This window comes from Changchengzhania lutea (genome assembly GCF_006974145.1).
GTDB classification, from domain to species: Bacteria; Bacteroidota; Bacteroidia; order Flavobacteriales; family Flavobacteriaceae; genus Changchengzhania; species Changchengzhania lutea.
On record NZ_CP039456.1, the window covers coordinates 1875472 to 1902185 of the forward strand.

The 26714-nt window shown below is 35.5% G+C and carries 26 protein-coding genes; 19 read left to right on the forward strand and 7 right to left on the reverse strand.

All coding sequences use genetic code 11. The annotated features are described in order from the left end of the window. Positions 1-99: 99 nt before the first annotated feature. Positions 100-1683 carry an IS1634 family transposase gene (locus FAF07_RS08625; RefSeq protein WP_142783905.1) on the forward strand — a complete coding sequence of 528 codons (1584 nt, stop codon included), beginning with the start codon at positions 100-102 and terminating at the stop codon, positions 1681-1683. 16 nt (positions 1684-1699) lie between these two features. Here FAF07_RS08625 and FAF07_RS08630 read toward each other — a convergent pair whose 3' ends face one another. From FAF07_RS08630 to dinB, 3 genes are all read right to left on the reverse strand, one after another. Beyond that, a complete protein-coding gene (locus FAF07_RS08630; RefSeq protein WP_142784722.1) occupies positions 1700-2071 on the reverse strand; it encodes a GmrSD restriction endonuclease domain-containing protein in 372 nt (123 codons plus the stop codon). A 31-nt stretch (positions 2072-2102) separates the two neighbouring features. Continuing rightward, entirely contained in the window at positions 2103-2255 is a 153-nt protein-coding gene (locus tag FAF07_RS18970) for a GmrSD restriction endonuclease domain-containing protein (RefSeq protein ID WP_142784723.1), read from the reverse strand. 123 nt (positions 2256-2378) lie between these two features. After that, positions 2379-3476 carry a DNA polymerase IV gene (gene dinB, locus FAF07_RS08640; RefSeq protein ID WP_142784724.1) on the reverse strand — a complete coding sequence of 366 codons (1098 nt, stop codon included), beginning with the start codon at positions 3474-3476 and terminating at the stop codon, positions 2379-2381. A gap of 45 nt (positions 3477-3521) precedes the next feature. Between dinB and FAF07_RS08645 the strand changes: the two genes are divergently transcribed. Genes FAF07_RS08645 through FAF07_RS08660 form a run of 4 tightly spaced genes read left to right on the forward strand, consistent with a single transcriptional unit; the run spans position 3522 to position 6072 of the window. Beyond that, on the forward strand, positions 3522-4184 hold the full coding sequence (locus FAF07_RS08645) for an NAD-dependent epimerase/dehydratase family protein (protein WP_142784725.1): 663 nt from the start codon (positions 3522-3524) through the stop codon (positions 4182-4184). Next, positions 4181-4651, forward strand: a complete 471-nt coding sequence (locus FAF07_RS08650) for a CYTH domain-containing protein (RefSeq protein ID WP_142784726.1) — start codon at positions 4181-4183, stop codon at positions 4649-4651. The genes FAF07_RS08645 and FAF07_RS08650 overlap by 4 nt, the downstream gene beginning before the upstream one ends. Continuing rightward, positions 4642-5196 (forward strand): YciI family protein, encoded by a 555-nt coding sequence (locus FAF07_RS08655; RefSeq protein WP_142784727.1) that lies wholly within the window; start codon positions 4642-4644, stop codon positions 5194-5196. The genes FAF07_RS08650 and FAF07_RS08655 overlap by 10 nt, the downstream gene beginning before the upstream one ends. Continuing rightward, a complete protein-coding gene (locus FAF07_RS08660; protein WP_142784728.1) occupies positions 5197-6072 on the forward strand; it encodes an endonuclease/exonuclease/phosphatase family protein in 876 nt (291 codons plus the stop codon). Here the strand turns inward: FAF07_RS08660 and FAF07_RS08665 are convergent. After that, complete coding sequence (locus FAF07_RS08665; RefSeq protein ID WP_142784729.1) at positions 6062-6385, reverse strand: antibiotic biosynthesis monooxygenase family protein; 324 nt, start codon at positions 6383-6385, stop codon at positions 6062-6064. The genes FAF07_RS08660 and FAF07_RS08665 overlap by 11 nt on opposite strands. Before the next feature lie 122 nt (positions 6386-6507). On the opposite strand from FAF07_RS08665, the gene FAF07_RS08670 reads away from it, so the two are divergent. Beyond that, the gene (locus FAF07_RS08670; protein WP_142784730.1) at positions 6508-8382 is read left to right on the forward strand and encodes a T9SS type B sorting domain-containing protein; all 1875 of its coding nucleotides are present in this window, start codon (positions 6508-6510) and stop codon (positions 8380-8382) included. A gap of 4 nt (positions 8383-8386) precedes the next feature. Here FAF07_RS08670 and FAF07_RS08675 read toward each other — a convergent pair whose 3' ends face one another. Continuing rightward, positions 8387-9427, reverse strand: coding sequence for an isoaspartyl peptidase/L-asparaginase family protein (locus FAF07_RS08675; protein WP_142784731.1), 1041 nt, complete (start codon positions 9425-9427; stop codon positions 8387-8389). 121 nt (positions 9428-9548) lie between these two features. On the opposite strand from FAF07_RS08675, the gene amaB reads away from it, so the two are divergent. Next, the gene (gene amaB, locus FAF07_RS08680) at positions 9549-11102 is read left to right on the forward strand and encodes an L-piperidine-6-carboxylate dehydrogenase (RefSeq protein ID WP_142784732.1); all 1554 of its coding nucleotides are present in this window, start codon (positions 9549-9551) and stop codon (positions 11100-11102) included. Between the two features lie 349 nt (positions 11103-11451). Here amaB and FAF07_RS08685 read toward each other — a convergent pair whose 3' ends face one another. Next, entirely contained in the window at positions 11452-12585 is a 1134-nt protein-coding gene (locus tag FAF07_RS08685; RefSeq protein WP_142784733.1) for an ATP-binding protein, read from the reverse strand. A 42-nt stretch (positions 12586-12627) separates the two neighbouring features. After that, positions 12628-13380, reverse strand: coding sequence for an SDR family NAD(P)-dependent oxidoreductase (locus FAF07_RS08690; protein WP_142784734.1), 753 nt, complete (start codon positions 13378-13380; stop codon positions 12628-12630). Between the two features lie 160 nt (positions 13381-13540). On the opposite strand from FAF07_RS08690, the gene FAF07_RS08695 reads away from it, so the two are divergent. The 12 genes from FAF07_RS08695 (at position 13541) to FAF07_RS08750 (ending at position 26711) form a co-directional block, all read left to right on the forward strand. Next, positions 13541-14644: a DUF4382 domain-containing protein gene (locus tag FAF07_RS08695; protein WP_142784735.1), complete on the forward strand. Its 1104-nt coding sequence runs from the start codon at positions 13541-13543 to the stop codon at positions 14642-14644. A 229-nt stretch (positions 14645-14873) separates the two neighbouring features. Further along, positions 14874-15875, forward strand: coding sequence for an AAA family ATPase (locus FAF07_RS08700; protein ID WP_142784736.1), 1002 nt, complete (start codon positions 14874-14876; stop codon positions 15873-15875). A gap of 141 nt (positions 15876-16016) precedes the next feature. Further along, on the forward strand, positions 16017-16883 hold the full coding sequence (locus FAF07_RS08705; protein WP_142784737.1) for a DUF58 domain-containing protein: 867 nt from the start codon (positions 16017-16019) through the stop codon (positions 16881-16883). A gap of 65 nt (positions 16884-16948) precedes the next feature. Continuing rightward, positions 16949-18583, forward strand: a complete 1635-nt coding sequence (locus FAF07_RS08710; protein WP_142784738.1) for a BatD family protein — start codon at positions 16949-16951, stop codon at positions 18581-18583. Next, on the forward strand, positions 18583-19587 hold the full coding sequence (locus FAF07_RS08715) for a vWA domain-containing protein (RefSeq protein WP_142784739.1): 1005 nt from the start codon (positions 18583-18585) through the stop codon (positions 19585-19587). Before FAF07_RS08710 ends, FAF07_RS08715 begins: the two co-directional genes overlap by 1 nt. After that, entirely contained in the window at positions 19588-20115 is a 528-nt protein-coding gene (locus tag FAF07_RS08720) for a flavodoxin family protein (protein ID WP_142784740.1), read from the forward strand. A gap of 6 nt (positions 20116-20121) precedes the next feature. Further along, a complete protein-coding gene (locus FAF07_RS08725) occupies positions 20122-21159 on the forward strand; it encodes a vWA domain-containing protein (RefSeq protein ID WP_142784741.1) in 1038 nt (345 codons plus the stop codon). An 86-nt stretch (positions 21160-21245) separates the two neighbouring features. After that, positions 21246-22082 (forward strand): tetratricopeptide repeat protein, encoded by an 837-nt coding sequence (locus FAF07_RS08730; RefSeq protein ID WP_142784742.1) that lies wholly within the window; start codon positions 21246-21248, stop codon positions 22080-22082. An 82-nt stretch (positions 22083-22164) separates the two neighbouring features. Then, positions 22165-23937, forward strand: a complete 1773-nt coding sequence (locus FAF07_RS08735) for a BatD family protein (RefSeq protein WP_142784743.1) — start codon at positions 22165-22167, stop codon at positions 23935-23937. A gap of 10 nt (positions 23938-23947) precedes the next feature. Then, a complete protein-coding gene (locus FAF07_RS08740) occupies positions 23948-24697 on the forward strand; it encodes a tetratricopeptide repeat protein (RefSeq protein WP_317130347.1) in 750 nt (249 codons plus the stop codon). 59 nt (positions 24698-24756) lie between these two features. Next, the gene (locus FAF07_RS08745) at positions 24757-25059 is read left to right on the forward strand and encodes a hypothetical protein (RefSeq protein ID WP_142784745.1); all 303 of its coding nucleotides are present in this window, start codon (positions 24757-24759) and stop codon (positions 25057-25059) included. An 83-nt stretch (positions 25060-25142) separates the two neighbouring features. Continuing rightward, positions 25143-26711: a SulP family inorganic anion transporter gene (locus FAF07_RS08750; protein ID WP_142784746.1), complete on the forward strand. Its 1569-nt coding sequence runs from the start codon at positions 25143-25145 to the stop codon at positions 26709-26711. Positions 26712-26714 lie beyond the last annotated feature (3 nt).

The window sequence follows — 26714 nt, forward strand, 5'->3', positions numbered from 1 at the left end:
TTGTATCAAGTAGGAAGTATATATTGGGTTGTTTAATTTGTTGAGCTCCTGTTTTGTGACCATCCAAATTAATAAGTTGTAACTATCTAACAATGAGTTATGTTACAATTTTCAAATGATTGTTATGGGTGCCTCGCCCGTTCAAATGTGTATATTTATGACATGTTTGTACGTCAGAAAAAGAATAAAAGTGGCTCGTTTAGTATTCAGATTCTTAAAAAAGAGGGGAGAAGAAATAAGATATTGCAAACTGTTGGAGTCGGACGGACATCCCAAGAGGTAGATTTGCTTAAACGGATTGCTAATTTTGAGATAGACAAGCTAAGCCAACAACCTTCATTATTCATTGAATCGGAAGATCTTACAATTGATGCATTTGTTTCCTCTTTATACAATGAAAATATCCAGTTGATAGGACCGGATTTGGTTTTCGGTTCGTTGTTCAACACTGTGGGCTATGAAAGTTCTCTTAAGGATACAGAGTATCTAAAAGCACTTGTCATCAGCCGCCTTGTCATGCCCGGTAGCAAGTTGCGTACTGTAGAGTACCTGCATCGACATGCAAAGGTTGATGTGGGAGTGCATGCAATTTATAGGTACATGGACAAGCTTACTGAACCTGTCATCAATATAATACAGGGCATCACATTTAACTACACCAAGAAAATATTGAACAATCAGATCGGTCTAGTATTCTACGACATGACCACATTGTACTTTGAAACAGACAAAGAAGATCAGTTAAGAAAGATAGGGTATTCCAAAGACGGTAAACACCAGCACCCTCAAATCATGATTGGTCTTTTGGTGAGTACGAACGGTTACCCGATTGCTTATCAAGTTTTTGAAGGTAATACAGCTGAGACTAAAACACTGGTACCTGCCATTGAACAGATATGTAAACGCTACGCGATAGCAAAACCCATAGTCGTTGCAGATGCTGCCTTACTTTCAAAAAAGAACATTGAGAAACTTGAAGAAGAAGGTTTTCGATATATTTTAGGCGGTCGGGTAAAAAGTGAAAAAGAAGATATCAGAAACTTGATATTAGAAGCGAACATCCCAGAAACCAAGCCTCACGATTTTATAACAAGTAAAGGACGCTTAGTAGTCTCATTCAGCACCAAACGGCAGCGAAAAGATGAGTTTAATAGGAAACGAGGTCTAACAAAACTGAAGAAGAAGGTAGCCACGGGAAAGCTAACAAAGGAAAGTATCAATAACCGGGGCTACAATAAGTATCTCAAACTAGAAGGGGACACAAAGGTTGAAATTGATTATGATAGATATAAAGCGGATAGTAAATGGGATGGGCTGAAAGGATACAACACCAACACGGACTTAGACCCTAAAGAAGTAATAAAGGCTTATGCTAATTTATGGACTGTGGAAAAAGCATTTAGAATATCGAAATCAGACCTACGGGCAAGACCAATATATCACAGAAAAAATGGTCGTATAAAGGCCCACATATGCATATGCTTCATGGCTTACACACTATACAAGGAACTTGAAAGAAGACTATGTCTAAATAAAACAGGCATCTCTATCGAAAAAGCAATTTTAGAAATCAACGATATACAACAATTAACCTATGCACTTCCACGGTCAAAGGAAGTCAAATCTAAACTGCTACAACTATCTGAAAGCAAAACTAAGATTCTTGAAATTATGAAATTTTGATCTTGGGTGCCTCAAGTCACAAAACAGGAAAAAAGGATGCCATTGCAATCGCTAACGCAACCAAAGATTTGTTTGTTTTGACTAATTTTGATGCGTTAGGTACACGATGAAATTGTATCAAGTAGGAAGTATATATTGGGTTGTTTAATTTGTTGAGCTGTAATTTAGGAGAAAACATTAAAGATTTCGCAGATTTAAAACCTACAAACTTTCTCATTAAAATATCTTTTCTTTCTTCATTTGCCTCTTTATCGACTCCAGATTCAATGAGTTCATTTATAAATCGTATACAACTAAGTGCTAGAATACTTAGTGTAGTTAATCTTTGTTGGCCATCAATTATCTCTAAATTTTTCTTGCTTTTTCTAATCAGTACTATTGAACCCATATAATGCCTAGTATTCGAGGATAAAGCATTATTAATAATTAATATCTAACCAAAGGTCATCCCAATTATCTTCTTTCCAAGAATAATCTCGTTGAAACAATGGAACTTGGTAAACATTATCTCCAGAGATTATATCTCCAAATGAAATAGTGTTAGCATTTAAAAGATTTTCAGTTCTATCCATATATTTATAAATTTTGTCAACTATAATGTTAAAAAATCGTTTTCACGTTTTATATCACAAATAAAACGAAATTATAATTTTTTTCTCACAAATTCAAAAGAAATCTAAAAGAATAAAACCGGATTAAAACTCAAACTTCAGTTGCACACTCACACTTTTTGGCTCCTCCTTTTTCTTAGTTTCAGTATTGAGGTTAGACATAGAAATCCCCAACAACCGCACCGAATTATTTAATTTACTCTGGTATAATAAATCTTTGGCTGTGTCCAGAATAACACTTTTATCACTTATAAAATAAGGCAGCGTTTTGCTACGTGTCTGCAATGTAAAATCGCTGTACTTAATTTTTAAGGTCACCGTTTTTCCAGCAACGTCACTCTTAATCAATCGGTTTGAAACCTCCTCAGCAATATGGTTCAACTTTTCAAGCATAAAAATCTCACTCGATAAATTTTCACTAAAAGTACGTTCTGCAGCTAAGGATTTCCGTATTCTATTTGGGCTTACTTCATTGTTATGAATCCCGCGAACCACGTGATAATAATAGCGGCCTGATTTTCCGAAATGCTCCTCTAAATATTCCATAGACTTAGACTTTATGTCTAAGCCCGTAAAGATGCCTTTTTGGTACATTTTTTCGGCCGTCACTTTTCCAACCCCGTAAAATTTCCGAATCTCTAAGCGTTCCAAAAATTTAATAACCTCTTCTGGACTTACTGTTTTTTGACCATTGGGCTTATTATAATCACTCGCTATTTTAGCAATAAATTTGTTAACGGAAATGCCAGCAGACGCTGTTAATCCGACTTCATCTAAAATGCGTTGTCTAATTTCTTTAGCAATTAAGCTCGCACTTGGATTACCTTTTTTATTTTCAGTAACATCTAAATACGCTTCATCTAATGATAGCGGTTCTACCAAATCGGTATAGTCTAAAAAAATAGTTCTAATTTTTATTGAGATAGCTTTATATCGGTCAAAATGAGGTTTTATAAAGATAAGTTCAGGGCATAATTTGGCCGCTAAATTTCCAGCCATAGCACTTTTAACACCAAATTCCCTGGCCTCATAACTGGCGGCACTAACCACACCGCGCACACCACCACCGCCTACAGCAATAGGTTTCCCTTTTAAGTCTGGATTATCCAATTGCTCAACAGAAGCATAGAAAGCATCCATATCAACATGAATTATTTTGCGTATTGGTAAAGTCATAGACATACTGTAAATTTATAACTTCTTAAATAAAGAGAATCAAAATATTTTATGGGAAAATCTGCTATTATTTTAGGTGCTACTGGACTAACAGGCGGACTTCTTTTAAAGGCTTTAATTAAAGATTCTAGATATGATGCTATTATTTTATTCGGCAGAAAGACCTGTGGAATCCAACATGATAAAATAACAGAATATCTTGTTGATTTATTTGAATTGGAGCACTACAAAAACGAGTTTAAGGCAGATGAAGTATTCTGCTGCATTGGTACAACAAAATCTAAAACTCCAGATAAGGACACCTATTATAAAATAGATTATGGTATTCCCGTGACTGTGGCAAAGTTATGTTCGCAAAATAAAATTAATACATTGGCTGTAATTTCAGCATTGGGAGCCGATAAGGCAAGTAAAGTGTTCTATAATGCTACAAAAGGTAAAATGGAAGATGCCGTTTTAGAATATGATATCAAGAATTGTTACATCTTGCAACCGTCATTAATTAGTGGCGATAGAAATGAGATGCGATTTGGAGAATTGGTGGCTAAAAAAGTTATGTCACTCGTCAATTCGTTGCTTTTTGGCAAGTTAAAAAAATATAGATCTATTGCACCAGAGGAAATTGTGGACTGCATGATTTGGCTATCAAATAACGAGTATAATCTCAATCGTATTCCGTCAGATGTAATTAAAGAATTAGCCTATCAATCATGATAGAAATAGAACGTAAATTTCTAGTAAGGTCTTCAGCTTACAAAGCGGAAGCATTTAAAAACACAAGGATTATTCAAGGGTTTTTGAACACCGATAAAATGCGAACGGTTCGTGTGCGGATTAAAGGTTCTTCAGGATTTTTGACAGTTAAAGGAATATCTTCTAAAGATGGACGGAGCCGTTTTGAGTGGGAAAAGGAAATTTCTAAAACAGATGCTGAAGCCCTGTTAAAATTATGTGAAGATGGTGTTATTGATAAAATACGTTATGAAGTACGCTTAAAAAACCATATTTTTGAAGTGGACGAGTTCCATGGGACAAACAAAGGTTTGGTTATCGCCGAAGTGGAACTGAATGATGAAAAGGAAACCTTTACAAAACCGAAATGGTTAGGAAAAGAAGTGACCGGAACTATTAAATATTACAATTCGCAATTAAGCAAAAAACCTTACAGCACATGGGAATAATTAAAAATGTATTCAGAGTCGTTATGATCTCAATCATATTAGTAGCATGTAAAGACGATTCCAAAACAACGGTTTCGGAGGATGATGTAAATACCACAATTTCTAAAAAGGAAAGAGACACTATTTTTAAGGAAGCTATTGTTGAACCTCAAAAAGAATCAACAAATCAGCTTAGAACAGAGTTAAAGGCTCAAGGTTTTGAAATTTTTGACTATGTAGACGAAAAATCCCAAGACACTATTTTAATGCAAAAATACTTTATTGCATTTTTAAAACGAGGTCCCATAAAATCACAAAACGAAGAAGAGGTCGCCTTATTGCAAAAAGAACACATGGCGCACTTAACTAAAATGTATGAGCTAGGTTATGCCGATATTTCAGGGCCTTTTGGTGATAACGGTGATATAAGAGGGGTCACGATTTACAATGTGCCAGATATTGAAACGGCAGATAGTTTAGCAAATGCAGATCCTATGGTAAAAGCAGGGCGTTTGAAAATTGAAATTCACCCATGGTGGGCAGCAAAAGGATATCCGCTTAGGTAAATGCTTAGAATAGTAAAGACCCTTATTTTTTTAGTAAATGTGCTAATCATTATTGCACTATTACTGATTCACTTTGTGATTAAGGATACGACCTTTAAAACAGCTATATATTTTTACGCTCTACCACTGCCTGTTATTGTAGGCATCATTTTATTTTTAGCGTTGTTTTTAGGTAAAGCCTTTAGAAAGGTTAACCTTTATGCAGCAGGCATATTATTGATATTTTGGTTTGGGCGGAGTTTGAAAATTAATTTCCCTGAGAATATTAAAAGGTCTGACAAAGAAATTGTCTTCTGGAATGCTTCAAGGGATAATGGCTTTGAAGAAGCGTTTGAAGAGAATAATGGTGTGCCAGATGTTATGGTTTTGTCAGAATCAAAAGAGAATAATCTGTCAGTTTTTCAATCAAAATATCCCGAATATCATTTCTACGAATCCATTAATGCTATTTATATTTTTTCAAAAGCCCCAATTGATATTCAGCTAGAAACCCAGTCAAAACATCGAACTTCTGTGGTAAGTTTTAAAACATTTGAAACCAACTTTCATGTTGTGGATATAATGGGGAGCACAGATGTGCCGAGATCTTGGGGATATAAACTGGTCAATTCCATTGTAAAGCCAACAGATAATACTATTGTAATGGGAGATTTTAATGTGCCAATAGAATCCTTATTTATGAAACCGTTTAAAACTCATTTCAATAGCGCTTTTTCTGAAAAAGGAAATGGTTTAAGGGAAACCTGGTTTTATAATCTTCCCATTTTGAGCTTAGACCATATTTGGGTGTCAAAAGATTTAAAAATTCTTAAGACTAATAAAATTAATAGTTTTAAATCTGATCATGATATGATTAAAACCTATATCAGATTGTAGATTCTACTTTTGTAAATTCATATTCGCGCTCCACTTTGCAAATTCGAACATGGTACCAATTGTACCAATCTTCCCTTCCCTTTAATTGAGCTTGCAAATGTTCCGATTGTTGTTTCCATTTTTTTATAGCTTCTAAACTTTCCCAATAACTCACCGTTATTCCAAGGGAATCTCTAGCACTCTCCATCCCTAAATAACCATCTTGTTGTTTTGCCAGCAGTTCCATTTTGTTAGCCATTTCTATGTAACCGTTGGTATGCTTACTCTGTGAAGAAGTGAAGATGACAGCGTAATAAGGTTTAAAATGTATCATTTTAATAGGTTGTATTGTTTTTGTAGGGGTTTATATTTTAATATGTGACCTAGTTTTGCTAAAGTTTTTATTAATATAGCGTAATCATAATTCTTCTAACCATTTAGCTCATAATTAAATTCATGATTTTTGGTAAAAATAAAACATTATTAGTATTCATCATTTCGAGTATAACAATTCTAAAAATAAATGCACAATTAGGTTTTTGTGGTGGAAACTCTGGCGATCCCATTTTCACGGAAAAATTTGGAACGGGTTCAACCGCAGTTGCTCTACCAGACGGCACAACGACTTATACATTTAGGGCAACCTCACCAAACGATGGCTTTTATCAAGTGTCCAACAACACCAATTGGTTTGGTTGGCACGATATTCTAGATCACACGCCTAACGATACCAATGGGAGATTACTTATTGTAAATGCCGACTTTACCGCTGGAGAATTTTATAGAACCAACATCACAGGTCTTTGTGAAAATACAACCTATGAGTTCTCATCGTGGCTGATTAACTTATTGCCCTCCTCGGGTTGTGGAGGAGCAGGAATACCGATAAATGTAAAATTTGAAATATGGGACAGTACGGATACAAATTTATTAGCAAGTGGCGATACAGGAAGTATAAGTGGTACTTCAAGCCCCAATTGGGAACAATATGCTTTGGTGTTTAAAACCTTACCTAGTCAAACAAATATTATTTTAAAAATGCTGAATAACGGTGTTGGCGGTTGCGGAAACGATTTAGGAATTGACGATATTGTGTTTAAAACCTGTGGAGATAATATTATAGTGGAAGACACTGCCGGACAAACTGAGATTAATTTATGTGAAGATGAAATTCCTTTCTCAACGGAGTTGACAGTGGTGCCAGATTTCTCGATATTCTCATCGCATTTTTATCAATGGCAACAAAGTACAGATGGGATTAGTTGGACAGATATCTCAGGTGAAACTAATAATACGTATACCGTTCCAGCGGTAAGCAATACTATTTTATATAGAGCTTTAGTTGCGGAAGATGCTGTAAATGTATCTAACGCCTCCTGTAATTCCATATCAGAAATCTTCGAAATAAATATTATTCCATTTCCAGAAGCACCAGTCAATAACGGGGATGTTTTAATTTGTGAAAATGAGACCATGCCACTCACGGTGTCTGTGCCAAATGGTGTTATAGCGAATTGGTATGATGCTTCAATTGGTGGTAATCTGCTTCAAGCAAATAGTACATCGTATAATCCAGCAAATGAAGGCGTGTTTTATGCTGAAGCGGAAACAGTAACAGCAGGTTGTAAGTCCTTATCTAGAACTGAAATTAGACTACAATATTTTGAAACCCCACAAGTGCAAGATGACATATTATCGTTTTGCGAAGACACTACAATTATTCTAGAAGCGAATGCGAATATTGCAACAGTGACTTATTTATGGAGTACAGGAGCCATTACAGAAACCATTGAGGTTAGTGAACCAGGCATTTATACCGTAGCTGTTAGTAATGGTAATTGTACGGTAACTAAAACAATCGAACTTAATCAAATTGATACGCCTGTGATTGACAGCGTCATTTCAGATGGAAATGACATTATAATGACTACCACAAATTCTGGAGATTTTTTATACTCCATAAACGGTAATGTTTTTCAACCTAGCAATACTTTTGAAGACATAGAAGGGGGCTTATATACGCTTTATGTTAGGGAACAAAATGGTTGCGGAACAGATACCACACAGTTTATTCACTTTTATATCCCTAAGTTTTTCACGCCAAATAATGATGGTGTAAATGATGAATTTGACTTAAAGGGGATTGAATTTTTTGCAAATTCGCAGGTATCCATTTTTAATAGATATGGAAAACTTCTTAAAAACTCTAGAAATGCAGCATTTTCATGGGACGGAACGTATAATAATACCAACTTGCCAAGTGATGATTATTGGTATCTCATCATTATAGATAACCAAAAATTTAACGGTCATTTTACATTAAAACGATAAAAGATTAATCTTTAAATATACCAACGTATAGAGCGCCAGTCTCGTCCATGGTTGCGCGGTACATGCCTGCGGTATTAAATTCCATAACCATATTACCTTTTTTATCTATACCTATTATTCCTCCAGTACCCCCAAGGTTTTTCAGTTTAGTTTGAATCACTTCTTTTGCGGCCTCTCGTAAAGATAATTCGCGGTACTCCATGAGTGCCGATATATCATAAGCCACCATACCGCGAATAAAATACTCACCCCAACCAGTACTTGAAATGGCACAGGTTTTATTATTAGCGTAAGTGCCAGCTCCAATTATAGGGGCATCGCCAATGCGTCCCCATCGCTTATTGGTCATCCCGCCAGTTGAGGTGCCCGCAGCTAAATTTCCAAATTTGTCTAAAGCCGCACAACCTACGGTACCATATTTAGAATTTTGAATGTCCTCATCATAAAAAGAAGCCACCTTATTTTTTTCTGAAGCTTTGACCCGTTCTAAAGACTTCATGCGTTTTTCGGTGTAAAAATAATTTGGGTCAACCAGCTCTAAACCTTGTTCTTTAGCGAATGTTTCAGCCCCAGTTCCAGAAAGCATCACATGAGGCGAATGCTCCATGACCGCTCTAGCTAGGTTTATGGGATTTTTTACAGTTTTAGTTCCTGCCGAAGCACCGGCATTCAAATTGCTGCCATCCATTATAGAGGCATCATGTTCATTAGTACCTTCGTGCGTAAAAACAGCACCTTTACCTGCATTAAAAATGGGCGAATCTTCAAGCACGTTTATTGTTTTTTCTACGGCATCTAAACTGCTCCCTCCATGTTTTAAAATGCGATGCCCTACTTTAATAGCTTTTTCCAGTGTTGTTTTATAGAGCGCTTCGTTTTCGGGGGACAAATTTTCTCTTAAAATAGTACCAGCACCACCGTGAATGATAATAGAAAATTCCGCGGCCTTCTCCATTTTTTCGGGAGGTTCGGAGATCATAGTTGTGTCTTCTTTACAAGCTGTAAATAGAAATGAAAGAATGACTAGTAAGATGATTTTTTTCATATGAATTCAAATTTCATTGCGCATTAAATTTAAGCGTTTTATCATCACCAAACTTCAATAAAAACAACTTTTTATTGCTATATTCGCAGTCAAATTCAATTCAAATATTAAATCAATAATTATGCAAACAGTTGCTACCAATTTTGGTATAAACACAGCACTTAAAACTTTAGGTGTAAAGGATATAAATGAAGGCACATCAACGGGTTCAAATAATTTTTCCAACGGATCGGTCATCGAAAGTTTTTCACCTGTAGATGGCACTTTGATTGGTAAAGTAAAAACTACCACAGCTGCCGATTATGAGGAAGTGATGAAAGCGGCTACTTCGGCTTTTAAAACTTGGAGAACGATGCCGGCACCCTTAAGAGGAGAAATTGTGCGTCAGTTTGGTGATAAACTTAGAGAAAAAAAGGAAGCCCTTGGTAAATTAGTGTCTTATGAAATGGGTAAGAGCTATCAAGAAGGTTTGGGCGAAGTTCAGGAGATGATTGATATTTGCGATTTTGCCGTTGGTTTATCGCGTCAACTCCATGGTTTAACCATGCATAGTGAGCGTCCAGGACACAGAATGTACGAGCAGTATCATCCATTGGGTGCTGTTGGCATCATTTCAGCATTCAACTTTCCTGTTGCTGTTTGGGCATGGAATACCGCTTTAGCTTGGGTTTGTGGTGATGTATGTATATGGAAACCAAGTGAAAAAACACCGATGTGTGGAATTGCTTGTCAAAACATTGCCGCTGAAGTATTTGCTGAAAACAATTTACCTGAAGGTATTTCTTGTTTGATAAATGGTGATTACAGAGTGGGTGAGTTTATGACTAAAGATAAACGCGTGCCTTTAATTTCGGCAACAGGTTCTACCAGAATGGGCAAGATTGTAGCACAAGCGGTAGCGGGACGTTTAGGAAAATCATTATTGGAATTAGGAGGAAACAATGCCATTATAGTAACGCCGGACGCCGATATAAAAATGACTGTTATAGGCGCTGTTTTTGGAGCAGTAGGAACAGCTGGACAACGTTGTACGTCAACCCGTAGATTGATTATTCATGAAAGTATCTATGACCAAGTTAAAAAAGCGGTTGTAGATGCTTACAAGCAATTGCGTATTGGAAACCCGTTAGATGAAAATAATCACGTAGGCCCGTTAATAGATAAGGACGCCGTTAATATGTATAATCATGCCTTAGAGCAAGTTGTTGAAGAGGGCGGACAAATTATTGTCGAAGGTGGTGTGATGTCTGGTGAAGGTTACGAAAGTGGCTGCTATGTAAAACCAGCTATTGCTGAGGCGAAACCAGAATATAAGATTGTGCAACACGAAACATTTGCACCAGTTTTATATTTATTAAAATATTCTGGCGATGTTGAAAATGCTATAGCTATTCAAAATGAAGTGGCTCAAGGTTTATCTTCTGCAATTATGACCAACAATTTACGTGAAGCAGAACGATTCTTATCCGTTCAGGGATCAGACTGTGGTATTGCTAATGTAAATATAGGAACATCTGGCGCAGAAATTGGAGGTGCTTTTGGAGGTGAAAAAGATACTGGTGGCGGCCGTGAGTCTGGAAGTGATGCATGGAAAGTATATATGAGAAGACAAACAAACACGATTAATTACACTACCGAGTTGCCTTTAGCACAAGGTATTAAGTTCGATTTGTAGATTTAATAATCATATTCTAAATAAAAAACCGCTTCATTTGTGAAGCGGGTTTTTCACGTTTTCATTAAATTATTTTAGAAGAGAATGAGTCTTTAAAATTCAAATAGTGCTTAGAAATATTTACGCCACGGTATTAAACAAATGGCTTGTGGTAGATGATGCTAAAATATTAAATAGGTCATTTAAGTCATTAGACTTTATATAATAAAAAAAACCTCACTTCAATGCCGAGTTGTTCGGGAGAAGCAAGGTTTATATCTTGAAAAGATTAATAGCAATGCAAAGATGTGGCATTCAATTTAAATAAATGTGCTCTATCGATTAAATTAAGGTTAAGTTTATAGCTTTTTTAGCTATATTTCACTTTTCTGAGTACGCGTGCAGCTTCCTTGTAGAGAATATATAATTCTTCGCTATAATTTTTTAAATACGGTTTTGCTTCATGGAATTTATCAATAGCTTCATGAAACAAATTTAGATAGCATATTAAATACGTGACGGGAAGATTTTTTAAATCGATTTCTTCAGCCTTTGTTAGCGATAATCCTTTTTTAAGCTTCTCTACAATAATATTGTTAGCATTGTAAATATGATGCAACACCCTTTTATCAAATTGCGGCGCTTCGAATAATAGTTTGGTATCAATATTATAAGTAGCGTTGTCTCCAAACCGAATGATAGTTTCTTCTAAAGGATAATATTTAAAGGCTTTTTGAAGACCTAAATTTACATATTCAATAATCTTAAAGCTATCCTCGTCAAATTCGATGGACACTTCATCTAAGGCCGAAAAGAATAAACGTACTTGCTCATTTATTAATTCAATATCTACACGAGAAAAAAATGCATCATTTTTAACCATTTTTTTTTGGCCCGCCCAACACACCACAAAATATTCCTTAAAGACTTTATATTGTGCATTAAAATTTTGTCGGGCATTCATAAAGTCAAAAACGCCGTTCAGGGTGTGCTCAATATTGTTTTGCGCATTGTTTTCGATGGCTTCCACAATTTTGGAGTTCACATCTTTTATCTCAATATCAAACACCTTGGGCATGCTGGTGCTCCCATCCCTGAAAAACACCGAACCACCGTAATATTTCCAAATGTTTTTTCGCAGAGAAGTTATTTTACCTGTTGGCCTAATAGTCACCAAACCAACAACCTTGTTGTCGGGCAAATGTGGAAATGGAATATTCTCATACTGAACTATGGGCGGATGGGTTAAATAGGCATTTATAAGATTTTGAATTTTACTGTCGTCAAAAAAATCCACACCATCAATTCTGTTGTCTTCATCTTCTACTCCAATTACGATATACGAGTTGTTTTTTGGATTGCTATTAGATAGCGCGCACACGTGTTTTAAAAATTTGGCTTTTCCTTCTTTTTGACTAATATCTATTTTTCGCTTTTTATCATAAAAACTGTTCTCATCATTGTGAGCTAATAGATGTTTTATAAGTAGGCGTTTGTTAATCATAACATTCATTCCTGCGAAAGCAGGAATCTTATTGTTTTTGGTTTAAAATTCTTTTTTAACAATTGTTGAACTCGCCTGAGCCGTTGGAAAAACCAATACATCTGCAATATTTACGTGTGCCGGACGCGTTACGGTAAAATAAATAACATCGGCAATGTCTTCAGCTTGTAGGGCTTTAAATCCTTTGTAAACAGCATCTGCTTTAGCATCGCCTTTAAAGCGTACTTTTGAGAACTCCGTTTCTACCAAACCTGGGTTGATGGCACTCACTTTAATTCCAAAGGGGTTTAGATCAATTCGCATGCCTTCAGTAATAGCCAAAACAGCATGTTTGCTAGCACAATACACATTGCCTTTAGGGTATACTTCCTTACCTGCCGAGGATCCAATATTGATAATATGTCCAGACTGTCTAGCCGTCATTTGAGGGATAATGGCCTTGCTTACATATAACAGCCCTTTTACATTGATGTCCATCATCGCATCCCAATCATCAATACGTCCTGTTTGGATCGGATCCAATCCATGAGCGTTACCGGCATTATTAATTAAAATATCAATTTTTTTGAATTGTTCTGGCAGCGAATCTATCGCTTCAAAAGTGCCACGTTTATCGCGTACATCAAAATTTAGGGTGTGCACGTCAGTATGTTTTTCTAAAGCTTTCTGTATAGTGTCTAATCTGCTAGAGCGCCTTCCGCAAAGCACGAGTTTAATGCCGTGTTTTGCAAATTCATAGGCTGTTGCATGTCCTATACCACTTGTAGCACCAGTAATAAGAGCAGTTTTTGTCATTAAAAGGGGTTTTATTCTTGTAATTCACCTATAAAAATACTCAAAACTAGTTTAAAAATATAGTATTGAAAATTAATTGTTTTATGGGTTCAATAGTAAGTTTATAATCTACAAACCATTTTATCACGTATATACTCATATAAACTTTAAAAAATATAAAATGAGTATTTTAAGAAAGATTAAATTTATTTTCCCATTAGTATTCCTAACCTTTTTAATGTCTTGTAATGATAGCGAATCTAGTAGTATCAGTAAAGATGCGCCTAGATTAAGTATAAGGCTCGTTGATGGCCCTGGAGATTATGAAGCGGTTAATGTTGAAATTGTTGATGTTATGATTAAAATGGATAATGACAGCGATGACGGTTCAGGTTGGATGTCTCTTGAGGCTAATAACGAAATCGTAAACTTATTAGACTTTACAGGAGGCATAAGCAAAGTATTAGTAGAACGATTTCCAATACCAGCAGGAACTTTAAGCCAAATGAGGCTAGTTTTAGGTGATGGAAACACCATTGTTATTAAAGATGAAAATAATGAAGACGAAGAATTCGATTTAAAAACTCCAAGTGCACAACAATCAGGTTTAAAACTTAAAGTAAATACTTTAATTGAAGAAGGGTACACCTACGATTTTGTATTGGATTTTGATGTTGAAAAATCAATCGTACATGCCGGTAACTCAGGAAATATTATTTTAAAACCTGTGCTTTATGTAAGCGCTGAAGCTAGTTCTGGAATTATTGAAGGGACGGTTTCACCAAACGATGTTCCATCGATGGTTTCTGTTTTGGTTGATGATAAAGGAACTCCTGAAACTGATGACGATTTTGTAATTAGTGCATATACTGATGAAACTACGGGCGAGTTTGCATTATGGGGCGCTCCAGCAGGAACCTATGAAGTGACGGCAAAACCAATTGATGAAGATTCAGATTACTCATATGGAAGCGCTATGGATGTAACGGTTTCTATTGGTGAAATCACTACAATTACAAACCCCATTGAGCTTATGTTTAAAACAGCTTCCATTAGTGGGACGATCTATGGGCTAGGTGACGGACTTGTTGCTACAATATCTATTAATGATACGGCTTCAACAAGTGTTGAAGCAGACGGTAATGGCATGTATATAATAGAAAACCTTGTGCCAGGTGATTATACAGTAACAATAAGTGCAGAAGGCTATGCCCCACAGGAATTTATGATTACTTTAGAACCAGCTGAAGAAGAAGTTATAAATGCGACATTAGTATTGGAATAATAAAACCTAGATTTTAAAAATAAAGCGTAATATCGAAAGATGTTGCGCTTTATTTTTTAATTAAAAATTGCAATTATGATTTACTTATCATAATTATTCGTTAAAGCTTTAAATAAAGGCGTTTCACCAATTTTTTTAACCATTCTTTAACAAGGATTAATGAAAAATTTTAACAATTTGCATGGCTCAAATATGAGGAGTATATTCGAGAGCTTAAAAATAAAAAATAATGGAAGAGACAGGTACAATTGATATTAAGACAATTAACGAGAAGATTGAAAGAGAAAGCGCTTTTGTCGATTTACTCATGCTAGAAATGAACAAAGTGATCGTTGGCCAGAAACATATGGTGGAGCGTTTACTTATTGGTCTGTTGGGTCAAGGGCATATTTTGTTGGAAGGTGTTCCAGGTTTAGCAAAAACCTTGGCGATTAATACCTTAGCACAAGCTGTGCATGGCAGCTTTAGCAGGATTCAATTTACACCGGATTTATTACCTGCAGATGTGACCGGAACATTAATTTACAATATGAAGCTTAATGATTTCTCTATCAAAAAAGGGCCTATTTTTGCAAACTTTGTGCTGGCAGATGAGATTAACCGTGCACCAGCAAAAGTGCAATCGGCATTATTAGAAGCCATGCAGGAAAAGCAAGTCACTATTGGTGATGAAACTTTTATTTTGGACAAGCCATTTTTAGTTATGGCTACCCAAAACCCAGTTGAGCAAGAGGGTACTTATCCTTTGCCAGAAGCACAGGTAGACCGTTTTATGTTGAAAACGGTTATCGATTACCCAAAATTGGATGAGGAACAACTTATTATGCGTGCCAATTTAAAAGGCGCTTGGGATAAAGTAAACCCGGTAGTTTCGGTATCGCAAATTTTGAAAGCTCAAGAGGCTGTACGTGAGGTGTACATGGACGAAAAAATTGAGAAGTACATTTTAGATATTATTTTTGCAACACGGTATCCAGAGAAATATAAACTTGCCGATTTAAAACCACTAATCTCTTTTGGTGCGTCTCCTCGTGGAAGTATAAATTTAGCAACAGCAGCGAAATGCTACGCCTTTATTAAGCGAAGAGGGTATGTAATCCCAGAAGATGTTCGTGCCGTGGTTTACGATGTATTAAGGCACAGAATAGGAATTACTTATGAAGCTGAGGCTGAAAATGTCACATCTGAAGATATTATAGCTAAAATTATAAACGAAATTGAAGTACCATAAAAAAGCCCCTAACCCCAAAAGGGGGCACACTCGCACTCAATTAGGGGTTAAGAGGGCTTAAAACAATATCATGCGTAACACTGTTTTTCAAAATTAACATTTTAACCGCAATCAATTCCCCCTTTGGGGGTTAGGGGGCTTATGGATACTAAAGAATTACTAAAAAAAGTACGAAAAATTGAGATCAAGACGCGCCGTTTGTCTGATCATATTTTTGGAGGGGAATACCATTCTACCTTCAAAGGTCGTGGTATGACTTTTAGTGAAGTACGTCAGTATCAATTTGGAGACGACGTAAGAAACATAGACTGGAATGTGACGGCGCGCTACAATGAGCCTTATGTCAAAGTTTTTGAGGAGGAGCGGGAACTTACTATGATGCTCATAGTAGATATTTCTGGTTCTGAATTATTTGGCACCGAGGAGCAATTTAAAAACGAAGTGGTCACAGAAATAGCGGCAACCTTAGCCTTTTCGGCGACCCAGAATAATGATAAAATAGGGTTGATTTTATTTACAGATAAAATTGAACTGTATATCCCACCAAAAAAAGGGCGATCACACGTGTTGCGAATCATCCGTGAATTAATAGAGTTTCAACCAGAAAGTAAAAAAACGAATATCGCTGAAGCCTTAAAATTCATGCAAAATGTCATGAAGAAAAAAGCCATTGTATTTGTATTGTCTGATTTTATAGCAGACGATTACCACCAAACCATGAAAATTGTTGCCAAGAAGCACGATGTTACCGGAATACGGGTTTATGACAAACATGAAGAGGCCGTCCCGAATTTAGGAATGGTAGAAATGGAGGATGAAGAAACTGGCGAATTAATGTTGGTCAATACTTCCTCAAAAACAGTACGACGCAATTACAGTAAGTTTTATCACGATAAAGTGAATTATTATAAAGAGAGTTTTACGAAATCAGGCGCAGGTGCCATAGATTGTCGTGTTGATGAAAGTTACGTAAAAAAGCTTTTGGGTTATTTTAAAAGAAGAGGTTAATCTTAGTTAAAAGTTAAAAGTTAAAAGTGAGAAGTTTGAAGTTTAATTATAACGTGAATATTGAAATGAAGTCAGCAGTCTTCAGTTTTCGGGCTTCTGTCATTTTTTTCTTGGTCTTTTTTCTTTTCTCTCTTTTCTCATTTTCACAAGTTACATCTTCAATCGATCCCACTTCCATAAAAATAGGAGAACAGATTACCTACCACATTCAAGTAGAAGCAGATTCAACAGCTTTAGTCGTTTTCCCCGAAGGGCAAACTTTTGTGCCCTTGGAAATGATTGAATCCTATGATATAGATACTTTAAAAAACAAGGACAAATTCAACCTTATAAAGAGGTATGGATTAACGCAATTTGATTCTGGTCGGTATACTATTCCGAGGCAAAAAATTATTATTGGAAGCAAAACGTTTTTTACGGACTCTCTTCAAGTTGAGGTACGCAATATTTTAGTCGATTCAACCAAACAAGGTTTGTACGATATAAAACCCATTATTGAAGTTGAAAAAACAGGGAGCGATTGGTGGAAATATGTGTTGTTAGCGTTATTAATTATAGGCGTTTTAGGATTTTTAATCTATTGGTTTATTTGGCGAAAAAAGCCTTTAACCGAAGAAGAACAAATAGCTTTATTACCGCCGTATGACAGAGCCAAATTAGCTTTAAGAAAGTTGGATGAAAGCAACTATCTCGAAAACGAAGCTTTAAAGGATTACTATTCCGAACTTACCTTTATCATTCGAAAATATTTAGATGAAAAAGTATATGATCGTGCGCTAGAGAGTACCACAGATGAACTTATTAACAGACTTAATTTATTAAAAGCGGGGAATCAGGTCGATTTAAGCAAAGAAGATATTAGAAACTTAGAAAGTATCTTAAAACGTGCCGATTTGGTAAAATTTGCAAAATCTGCCCCAGATGTAGAACTCGCTAAAATAGATAGAAATACTATTGATATTGAGATTGACCATGTTAAGGAAGCCTTACCAGAACCTACAGAAGAAGAGAAATTGCAAAACATAAAATATAAAGAAGAACAAGAGCGTAAGAAGAAACGTAATAAAACCATTTTGACAGTTATAATCGGTATCGCTTTGCTTATTATGGTTTTTATAGGCTTCTCTATTAAATACGGTTTCAGTTATGTCAAGGACACTATTATTGGACATGATAGCATAGAACTTCTTGAAGGTGATTGGGTAACCAGTGAATATGGCGTGCCACCAATAACCATTTCAACTCCAAAAGTTTTAAAACGATTGAATCTAGAACTGCCTAATGAAGTTTTAGAACAAGCAGATGTCACCATGTTTGGATATGGTAGTTTATTAGAACGATTCAGTATTGTTGTGGCGACATCACATTTTAAAAATTTAGGAGAAAATAAAATCGACTTACAGCAATCGGTAGAAGCCAATTTAAAAATGTGGGAACAAAAAGGCATTCAGAATATGGTTGTTCAAAACGAAAAATTTACAACACCAAATGGTGCGGAAGGTTTAAAAACCTATGGTAATGCAGATTTTCCTTCTGTGAATGCCGGTACATTTGAAAAAGGGAATTATGTTATTTTCAGTTTTACTTCAGAAAATGTATTGCAGCAAATCATTTTGTCGTGGCGTGAAGATGATGTTTATGCAAAGCAAATGATTGAACGCATTCAAAATTCTATTGAACTTAAAAAACTAGAAGAATAATGTTTGAAGGGATAGAATTTGTAAATAAAGAATTCTTTTGGCTATTGCTACTTTTACCATTAGCAATGGCTTGGTATATGCTTAGTTTTAAACGGCAAACTGCCGAACTTAAGATGTCTAGCTTAAAAGGGTTTAAGCTTACTAGTTCCTGGTTGCCAAAACTAAAGCATCTGTTATTTGTGCTCCGATTAATAGCCTTGGCACTTTTAATCACAGCCTTGGCCAGACCACAAACAATTGATGTGTCTTCAAAAACAAAAACAACGCGCGGTATTGATATCGTTATGGCCATAGATGTATCGGCAAGTATGTTGGCTAAAGATTTGGTTCCTAATAGATTAGAGGCTCTAAAAAAAGTAGCGGCGGAGTTTATTAAGGGGCGTCCAAATGACAGAATTGGTTTGGTAGAATATGCTGGGGAAAGCTATACAAAAACACCGATTACAAGCGATAAAGCTATCGTACTGCGCTCTTTAAAAAGTATAAAATATAATACCATTATTGAAGGAGGAACCGCCATTGGTATGGGATTGGCCACTTCGGTAAACCGTTTAAAAGACAGCAAAGCGACAAGTAAGGTGATTATCTTATTAACGGATGGCGTTAATAACTCTGGTTTTATAGACCCTAAAATTGCCAGTGAATTAGCTGTCGAATATGGCATTAAAGCCTACACCATTGGTTTAGGTACAAATGGTATGGCATTATCACCTATTGGGATTTTGCCTAATGGAAAATTTCAATACGGGCGTGCTCAAGTAGAGATTGATGAAGCCTTATTAAAGGAAATAGCAGATGTTACGGGCGGTAAATATTTCAGGGCCACAAATAACAAAAAGTTGGAAGAAATCTATAATGAGATCAATAAACTCGAAAAAACAGAAATAGAGGAATTTAAGTTCTATAATTATGAAGAAAAGTATAGGGGGCTGGTTATTTTAGCTGGTTTTTTATTGCTTTTAGAACTGATTTTAAGATTCACTCTTTTTAGAAGTTTTGTGTAAATGAAAAAGGGAGTTATTGTTCAAGCAAGTAGTAGAAGCAACGGTAACACATCTTTGATCGTATCTTTTGTGAATGAAGAATTAGGGTTTGATATAATAGATTTAAATAAAAAGACTATTGGGCATTTCGATTATGAATTTAATAATCAGAATGACGATTTTAATAGCTTGTTTAAGCACATAGTAAGCAATTATGAAATTATCATTTTTGCTACACCTATTTACTGGTATACTATGAGTGGTATATTAAAAGTTTTTCTGGATAGAATTTCAGATTTTTTAAAAATTGAAAAAGAATTTGGAAGATTATTAAGGGGTAAAAAAATGTCAGTTATAAGTTGTGGTTCCGATCATGAAATATTTGATGGATTTACCATGCCCTTTGTTCAATCGGCTAATTATTTAGGAATGGATTATTTAGGACATGTACATACTTGGCTTGAAAATGATGAAATTCCAAATAAAGTTAATTTAGAAATAAAAAAATTCGTGGCAAAACAATTAAACAAATCCACGAAAAACACATAAACTGTAATGTATCAATTAGAAGAGAAAATATGGTTTTGGGCACTGGTTATTATCCCAGTAATAATCCTATGGTTTTTAGCGCTTCAGTATTGGAAACACAGAAAGCAAAATAAATTTGCAGATAAAAGACTATTGAAACGACTGAGCCCAAATAGGTCAAACTTCAAACCTGTTTTAAAAGTTGTTGTTTTGAGTTTAGCCTTTGCCTGTTTCGCAATAGCCTTAGTTAATCCAAAAATTGGCACGAAATTAGAAACAGTAAAACGGGAAGGGGTCGATATTGTTTTCGCATTAGATGTTTCTAAAAGTATGTTGGCCGAAGATATAGCACCCAATCGTCTTGAAAAGTCAAAACAGTTAATTACTCAAATCATCAATAATTTGGCGAGTGACAGGGTGGGTATTATTGCCTATGCCGGTAAAGCTTTTCCGCAGTTACCTATTACCACAGACTATGCTTCTGCAAAAATGTTTCTGCAAAGCATGAATACCGATATGCTGTCCTCTCAGGGTACCGCAATTAATGAAGCCATTAAATTGGCTAAAACCTATTTTGATGATGAAGAACAAACCAACAGGGTACTTATCATCATATCAGATGGTGAAGATCATAGTGAAGAAGCGGTAGCCGTAGCTGAAGAAGCGCACGAAGAAGGCATCCGGATTTTCACTATTGGCGTAGGCGATGTTAAAGGCGGCCCTATACCAGAAAAGCGAAACGGGGTTATTTTGAATTATAAAAAAGACAATCAAGGTGAAACGGTGATAACACGCTTAAATGAGGAAACTCTAAAAAATATAGCCAATGAAGCCAACGGGGTATACATAAACGGAAAAAACACAAATGAGGTTATTGAAAATATTAGAGGGATTTTAAATGGTATGGATAAAACCGAATTTGAAGCCAAACAGTTTGCCGATTTTAAAGATCAGTTTCAATGGTTTTTAGGTTTTGGGATTTTCTTTTTACTGTTGGATATATTTTTATTGGAACGTAAAACAGCTTGGTTGAAAAAGCTGAATTTATTTAATGAAAATTTTTAGGAACGAGAAAAGAAGGATATTTTATAAAATTCTTAACGAAGAAAAACAATACGTTTTTCTATATTAGAATTTAGAAGCGAATAAAAATGAAAAGGATAGTTTTAATTATAGTGTTAGTTTTTGTGTCAAACGGGTTTGCACAACAAAAAGAAGCGTTGTTGGCTGCAAAAAAAGCCAATAATTACGTATATGATGGCAACACCTTAGTTGATGAAGATGCGTTTATCGAGGCAGAAATGGCGTATAGAAAAGCTATTTCAGAGCAACCACAAACCGTGGCTGGAATTTATAATTTGGGGAATTCCTATTATGAAAAAGGAAATTTTGACGAAGCATTATACCGACACCAGCAAGCAGCAAAGACCACCACAGATAAATCTGAAAAGCATAAGGCATTCCATAATATGGGGAATATTTTAATGAAGAATAAAAAGTGCAAGGAAGCTGTTGAAGCCTTTAAAAGCGCATTGAGAAACAATCCTGCCGATGATGAAACCCGCTATAATTTGGGTTTGGCAAAAGAATGTGCTGAACAACAAAAGGATCAGCAGGATGATCAAAAGGACGACGACAAGAAGGACAAGAATAAGGAGGACGAAGAGAAAAAGGACGATAACGAAAAGAAAGACAAAGACGGCGACGAAAAAGACGATAAAAAGGACGAAGGCGACGAAGATAAAAAGGAAGGTGAAGATGAGAAAGATGAAGAAGGCAAACCAAAAGATGAGAAAGAAGACAAGGGCAAACAGGGCGATGAAGAAAAAAAGGAGCAACAGCAGCCCAAGCCGCAACCAGGGCAACTCTCGCCTCAGCAAATTAAAAGTCTTTTAGAGGCCATGAACAATCAAGAGCAGAAAGTTCAGGAAAAAATGAACGCTGAAAAGCAAAAAGGCGTAAAAGTAAAAACCGAAAAAGATTGGTAAAAGTTTAGAACAGAGAATCAAAAATCAATAAAGAAAATGTTTCTTTCCTTTTGGGAAAGATGACCGAAGGACAGAAAGGGCTATGAAGCTTATTAAATACATATCGGTAATTCTCCTCATACTTGTCACGAGTATAGGCACTGCGCAGGTAAAATTCGAAGCCAAAGTCAGTAAGAAATCGCTGGGGGTTAACGAAAGACTCCGTATTGATTTTGAAATGAACCAAGATGGCGACAATTTTAACCCACCAGATTTTGCAGGATTTACAGTGGTTGGTGGCCCTAATCAATCCGTTAGTAATTCATGGATTAATGGTGTACGGTCCTATAAAAAAACATACAGTTACTTTTTAGCGCCCAAAGGGCGCGGTACATTCACTGTTAAACAAGCAAGCATTACCATTGACGGTGAAACTTACAAAACACTCCCTCTTAAAATTCAGGTCACCGAGGCCGTTGATAAACCTAAGGATCCTAATGATCCTAGTTATATTGCTTCAGAGAATATTCATTTGGTAGCTGAGGTTTCAAAAGGCGATCCGTATTTAAATGAAGCCATAACCGTAGTATATAAACTTTACGTATCTCCTAATACTGGAGTGAGTAATTGGCGCCCCATTGACAATCCGAGATTCAATGATTTTTGGAGTCAGAATATCGAGATGAAAACCCAAAAAATTCAGAATGGCTCTTATAAAGGGGAAGAGTATCGTTATGTGGTGTTGCAAAAAGTCGTATTATATCCCCAAAAAACAGGTAAGTTAAATATTGAACCTTTAAGTTTAGACATAACCGTACAAGTACCAACAAACCGGCGTGATATATTTGGGAGCAGATTGATGACTTCGGTAAATAAAACGGTTTCCGCGGGCAACCGGACCATTACGGTAAAACCATTACCAGAGAAAGGAAAACCGGCAGATTTTTCAGGCGCTGTGGGCGATTTCAACTTTAATGTGTTTACTTCGAAACAAGTACTTGATGCCTCGGAGTCTTTGCAAGCTAAAGTAGAAGTCACGGGGAAAGGCAATCTTAAATTATTCAATCTTCCTAAAATCTCACTACCGAGTTCTTTGGAAGTGTATGAGCCTGAACATGAAGAAAATGTGTCAACAAATCTATCGGGAATGCAAGGGCGGATCTCAGACACCTATACTGTTGTTCCCCAATTTAAAGGCAAGTATCCTATACCGAGTATCTCCTTTTCATATTTCGATTTAGAAACTGAAACCTATAAAAGATTGTCGTCCCAAGAAATCATAATTAATGTTATGGAGGGACCGACCAATGGCGATACTTTTGCTGGTAATATAGCTTCAAATGGAAACAAGCAAGCTGTAGTTTTAAATAGTGATCAATTCAAATTTATTAAAACCAAAACTGATTTTATTAGCAAAACAGAATCAAATTTCTTTCAGTCTACCCCATTTTGGACCTTGCTATTAACACCATTTTTACTGATTCCTTTGGCCATTGTAATCCGAAAGAAAAAAGCAACCCGGGATGCTGACGTTTATGGAAATAGAATTAGAAAAGCAGATAAACTGGCTAAGAAATATTTAGGTCATGCTAAAAAAGCACTTGGTAATAAAGAGGCGTTTTATATCGCTTTAGAAAAAGCCTTGCATAATTACTTAAAAGCGAAATTACATATTGAAACAGGTGATTTAAGCAAAGACATAATTAAAAATCTGCTTAAAGAACGCGGTGTAAAACCTGATGTCATTCATGATTTTGAAAGTCTATTAGAAAATTGTGAATTGGCGCGCTATACACCAATCACCGTGGTTACCATGAAAGAGGATTATGAAAAAGCCGCGAAAACCATTTCTTTAATTGACAAACAAGCACGTTGATATGAGAACCATGATTTACATAATATGGCTGTTTTTAAGTCTGGGTAGTTTTGCTCAAAACAATGTATTATTTGAGCAGGGCAACACCTTGTACAATGCAGGTAAATATGCCGAAGCTATAGATAAATACGAGACCATATTAGAAACCAATGTACAATCATCAGACTTATATTTTAATTTGGCCAACGCCCATTACAAATTAGATAATATAGCACCAAGTATTTTTTACTACGAAAAGGCACTGCTACTAAACCCGAATGATAGTGATATTGCACATAATTTAGCATTTGCTAAAAACATGACCGTAGACGCTATAGACGATATACCGGATGCGGGATTTTCTAAACTCGTGAAAAGCATTACCAATATCACGAGTTTTAATACTTGGGCGAAATTTTCCATAGCCTTCGCTATAGGTTTTGTCGTTTTATTTTTGAGTTACTATTTTGCCCATGCTACCTTGAAAAAACGATTGGCTTTTATAGTCAGTTTGACATGTCTGTTTTTAATGTGTGTTACTTTAGTATTGGCATTTAATAAACAGAGTTTAGATAAAAGGAACAATCCTGCCATTGTATTTGCCCAAGAGAGTCAAGTAAAAAGTGAACCTAATAACAGAAGTGAAGAAGTTTTTAGATTACATGAAGGCACAAAAGCTCAAGTTCTAGATACCGTGAGTAACTGGAAAAAAATTAAGCTTGCCGATGGTAAAACAGGCTGGATACCTTCTGATGACATAAAAATGTTGAACAATTTTTAAATTTTAGTTAACAAAATAAAATCTAAATAGTATATTTGTGGCTATTCAAAAATAAATGCATGTCAAGAAACATTGTTTCTATATTATTATCATTACTCTTTGTGGCGTTTTTAGCAGCACCAACCATAATTTCTATAGTTGATGACTCTATTGATATATCTATGTTTTACGCATCTGCGGAAGAGGAAGATAAAGGACATGAAAAAAATAAAGATGTAGAAATTCTATTTTCAGAATTTGCTTTAGTTGAATCAGGTTTTACTTCTAGCGAAAAGGAAAATTATTTGGGGTATCGTTTTAAAAATTACCCAAAGCCGCATCTTAATCTTATTTCCCCACCTCCGGAAACACACATATCATAATCTAGTTTAATGACTTTTTTACAAAGTCAGTTATTTATTTTAACGGCTTTTAGTGTTTTACTAAAAGCAAAAACTTATTATATATGTTTAAAACTATTAAAAAAGACTTACCAGCGAGTATAGTCGTGTTTTTTGTTGCATTACCACTTTGTTTAGGGATTGCTTTAGCCAGTGGCGCTCCCTTATTTTCAGGTTTAATTGCAGGTATTGTTGGCGGAATTATTGTTGGCGCATTAAGTGGGTCCAAAATTGGGGTTAGTGGGCCTGCTGCAGGTTTGGCAGCTATTGTATTAGCAGCAATTGCAACCTTAGGAAGTTATGAAAATTTTTTAGTGGCCGTTGTTTTAGGAGGCATTATTCAAATTCTTTTTGGAATTTTAAAAGCGGGTATTATTGGCTACTACTTTCCGTCATCCGTAATTAAAGGAATGTTAACTGGGATTGGACTAATTATCATACTAAAACAAATTCCGCATTTTTTCGGGTATGATGGTAACTTTACATTTTTTCAAGTAGATGGAGAAAATACGTTTTCAGAAATAATCAATTCTATAAATTATATAAAACCAGGTTCAACGCTTATTGGTTTGATTGGACTTGGCATTCTGTTACTTTGGGATAAAGTGCTTTCAAAAAAAGGCAAAATTTTTCAACTTGTACAAGGGCCTTTGGTAGCTGTTGTAGTTGGTATCATTTTCTATGTTGTAACTCAATCCAATGACGCTTTAGCAATTGCCCAATCGCATTTAGTGAGTGTACCTGTACCGGAAGATGCGGCATCATTTTTAGGGCAATTTAGTTTTCCTAACTTTTCAGCTATTTTAAATCCGGACGTTTGGATTGTAGCTTTTACCATTGCCCTAGTCGCGAGTTTAGAAACACTTTTATGTGTTGAGGCTACAGATAAATTAGACCCCAATAAAAATGTCACTCCAACCAATAGGGAATTATTGGCACAGGGAACCGGTAATATTATTTCTGGAATGATAGGCGGGTTGCCAATTACACAAGTAATTGTTAGAAGTTCGGCTAATATTCAATCTGGAGGTATATCAAAAATGTCTGCTATAATTCATGGCTTTTTCTTATTGATTTCAGTAATATTAATTCCTAGGTTGTTAAATATGATTCCGCTATCCGTATTAGCGGCAGTACTTTTAATTGTAGGCTATAAGTTAGCAAAACCAGCATTGTTTAAAACAATGTATAATTTGGGTTGGAAACAATTTATCCCTTTTACGGTAACAGTTTTAGGAATTGTGTTTATAGATCTTTTATACGGAATAGGTTTAGGTCTTACCGTTGGTATTGTGGTTATTTTAATTAAAAGTTACCAGAACTCACATTTTTTACACATTGAAGATAAAAGTAATGGAAAGCATAAAATAAAAATGACTTTAGCGGAAGAGGTTACATTCTTTAATAAAGGGGCTATTTTAAAAGAATTACATAGTTTACCAAGAGATACGTATTTAGAATTGGACGTAAGAAAAACGAGATATCTGGACAACGATATTATTGAAATTCTAGATGACTTTGCATTTAAAGCAAAGGGAAAAAACATTGATATTAACTTAATTTCAGAACGCGGTATAGTTGAAAACCCTTCAAGTTTTATCGAGTTCTTTAAATTGAGACCAAAATCAGCTTAAATC

What these genes read in the sequence shown, in the direction of transcription:
- FAF07_RS08625 (WP_142783905.1), top strand. Translation starts at nt 100, where the DNA reads ATGTTACAATTTTCAAATGATTGTTATGGGTGCCTCGCCCGTTCAAAT.
- FAF07_RS08630 (WP_142784722.1), bottom strand. Translation starts at nt 2,071, where the DNA reads ATGGGTTCAATAGTACTGATTAGAAAAAGCAAGAAAAATTTAGAGATA.
- FAF07_RS18970 (WP_142784723.1), bottom strand. Translation starts at nt 2,255, where the DNA reads ATGGATAGAACTGAAAATCTTTTAAATGCTAACACTATTTCATTTGGA.
- dinB (WP_142784724.1), bottom strand. Translation starts at nt 3,476, where the DNA reads ATGTCTATGACTTTACCAATACGCAAAATAATTCATGTTGATATGGAT.
- FAF07_RS08645 (WP_142784725.1), top strand. Translation starts at nt 3,522, where the DNA reads ATGGGAAAATCTGCTATTATTTTAGGTGCTACTGGACTAACAGGCGGA.
- FAF07_RS08650 (WP_142784726.1), top strand. Translation starts at nt 4,181, where the DNA reads ATGATAGAAATAGAACGTAAATTTCTAGTAAGGTCTTCAGCTTACAAA.
- FAF07_RS08655 (WP_142784727.1), top strand. Translation starts at nt 4,642, where the DNA reads ATGGGAATAATTAAAAATGTATTCAGAGTCGTTATGATCTCAATCATA.
- FAF07_RS08660 (WP_142784728.1), top strand. Translation starts at nt 5,197, where the DNA reads ATGCTTAGAATAGTAAAGACCCTTATTTTTTTAGTAAATGTGCTAATC.
- FAF07_RS08665 (WP_142784729.1), bottom strand. Translation starts at nt 6,385, where the DNA reads ATGATACATTTTAAACCTTATTACGCTGTCATCTTCACTTCTTCACAG.
- FAF07_RS08670 (WP_142784730.1), top strand. Translation starts at nt 6,508, where the DNA reads ATGATTTTTGGTAAAAATAAAACATTATTAGTATTCATCATTTCGAGT.
- FAF07_RS08675 (WP_142784731.1), bottom strand. Translation starts at nt 9,427, where the DNA reads ATGAAAAAAATCATCTTACTAGTCATTCTTTCATTTCTATTTACAGCT.
- amaB (WP_142784732.1), top strand. Translation starts at nt 9,549, where the DNA reads ATGCAAACAGTTGCTACCAATTTTGGTATAAACACAGCACTTAAAACT.
- FAF07_RS08685 (WP_142784733.1), bottom strand. Translation starts at nt 12,585, where the DNA reads ATGATTAACAAACGCCTACTTATAAAACATCTATTAGCTCACAATGAT.
- FAF07_RS08690 (WP_142784734.1), bottom strand. Translation starts at nt 13,380, where the DNA reads ATGACAAAAACTGCTCTTATTACTGGTGCTACAAGTGGTATAGGACAT.
- FAF07_RS08695 (WP_142784735.1), top strand. Translation starts at nt 13,541, where the DNA reads ATGAGTATTTTAAGAAAGATTAAATTTATTTTCCCATTAGTATTCCTA.
- FAF07_RS08700 (WP_142784736.1), top strand. Translation starts at nt 14,874, where the DNA reads ATGGAAGAGACAGGTACAATTGATATTAAGACAATTAACGAGAAGATT.
- FAF07_RS08705 (WP_142784737.1), top strand. Translation starts at nt 16,017, where the DNA reads ATGGATACTAAAGAATTACTAAAAAAAGTACGAAAAATTGAGATCAAG.
- FAF07_RS08710 (WP_142784738.1), top strand. Translation starts at nt 16,949, where the DNA reads ATGAAGTCAGCAGTCTTCAGTTTTCGGGCTTCTGTCATTTTTTTCTTG.
- FAF07_RS08715 (WP_142784739.1), top strand. Translation starts at nt 18,583, where the DNA reads ATGTTTGAAGGGATAGAATTTGTAAATAAAGAATTCTTTTGGCTATTG.
- FAF07_RS08720 (WP_142784740.1), top strand. Translation starts at nt 19,588, where the DNA reads ATGAAAAAGGGAGTTATTGTTCAAGCAAGTAGTAGAAGCAACGGTAAC.
- FAF07_RS08725 (WP_142784741.1), top strand. Translation starts at nt 20,122, where the DNA reads ATGTATCAATTAGAAGAGAAAATATGGTTTTGGGCACTGGTTATTATC.
- FAF07_RS08730 (WP_142784742.1), top strand. Translation starts at nt 21,246, where the DNA reads ATGAAAAGGATAGTTTTAATTATAGTGTTAGTTTTTGTGTCAAACGGG.
- FAF07_RS08735 (WP_142784743.1), top strand. Translation starts at nt 22,165, where the DNA reads ATGAAGCTTATTAAATACATATCGGTAATTCTCCTCATACTTGTCACG.
- FAF07_RS08740 (WP_317130347.1), top strand. Translation starts at nt 23,948, where the DNA reads ATGATTTACATAATATGGCTGTTTTTAAGTCTGGGTAGTTTTGCTCAA.
- FAF07_RS08745 (WP_142784745.1), top strand. Translation starts at nt 24,757, where the DNA reads ATGTCAAGAAACATTGTTTCTATATTATTATCATTACTCTTTGTGGCG.
- FAF07_RS08750 (WP_142784746.1), top strand. Translation starts at nt 25,143, where the DNA reads ATGTTTAAAACTATTAAAAAAGACTTACCAGCGAGTATAGTCGTGTTT.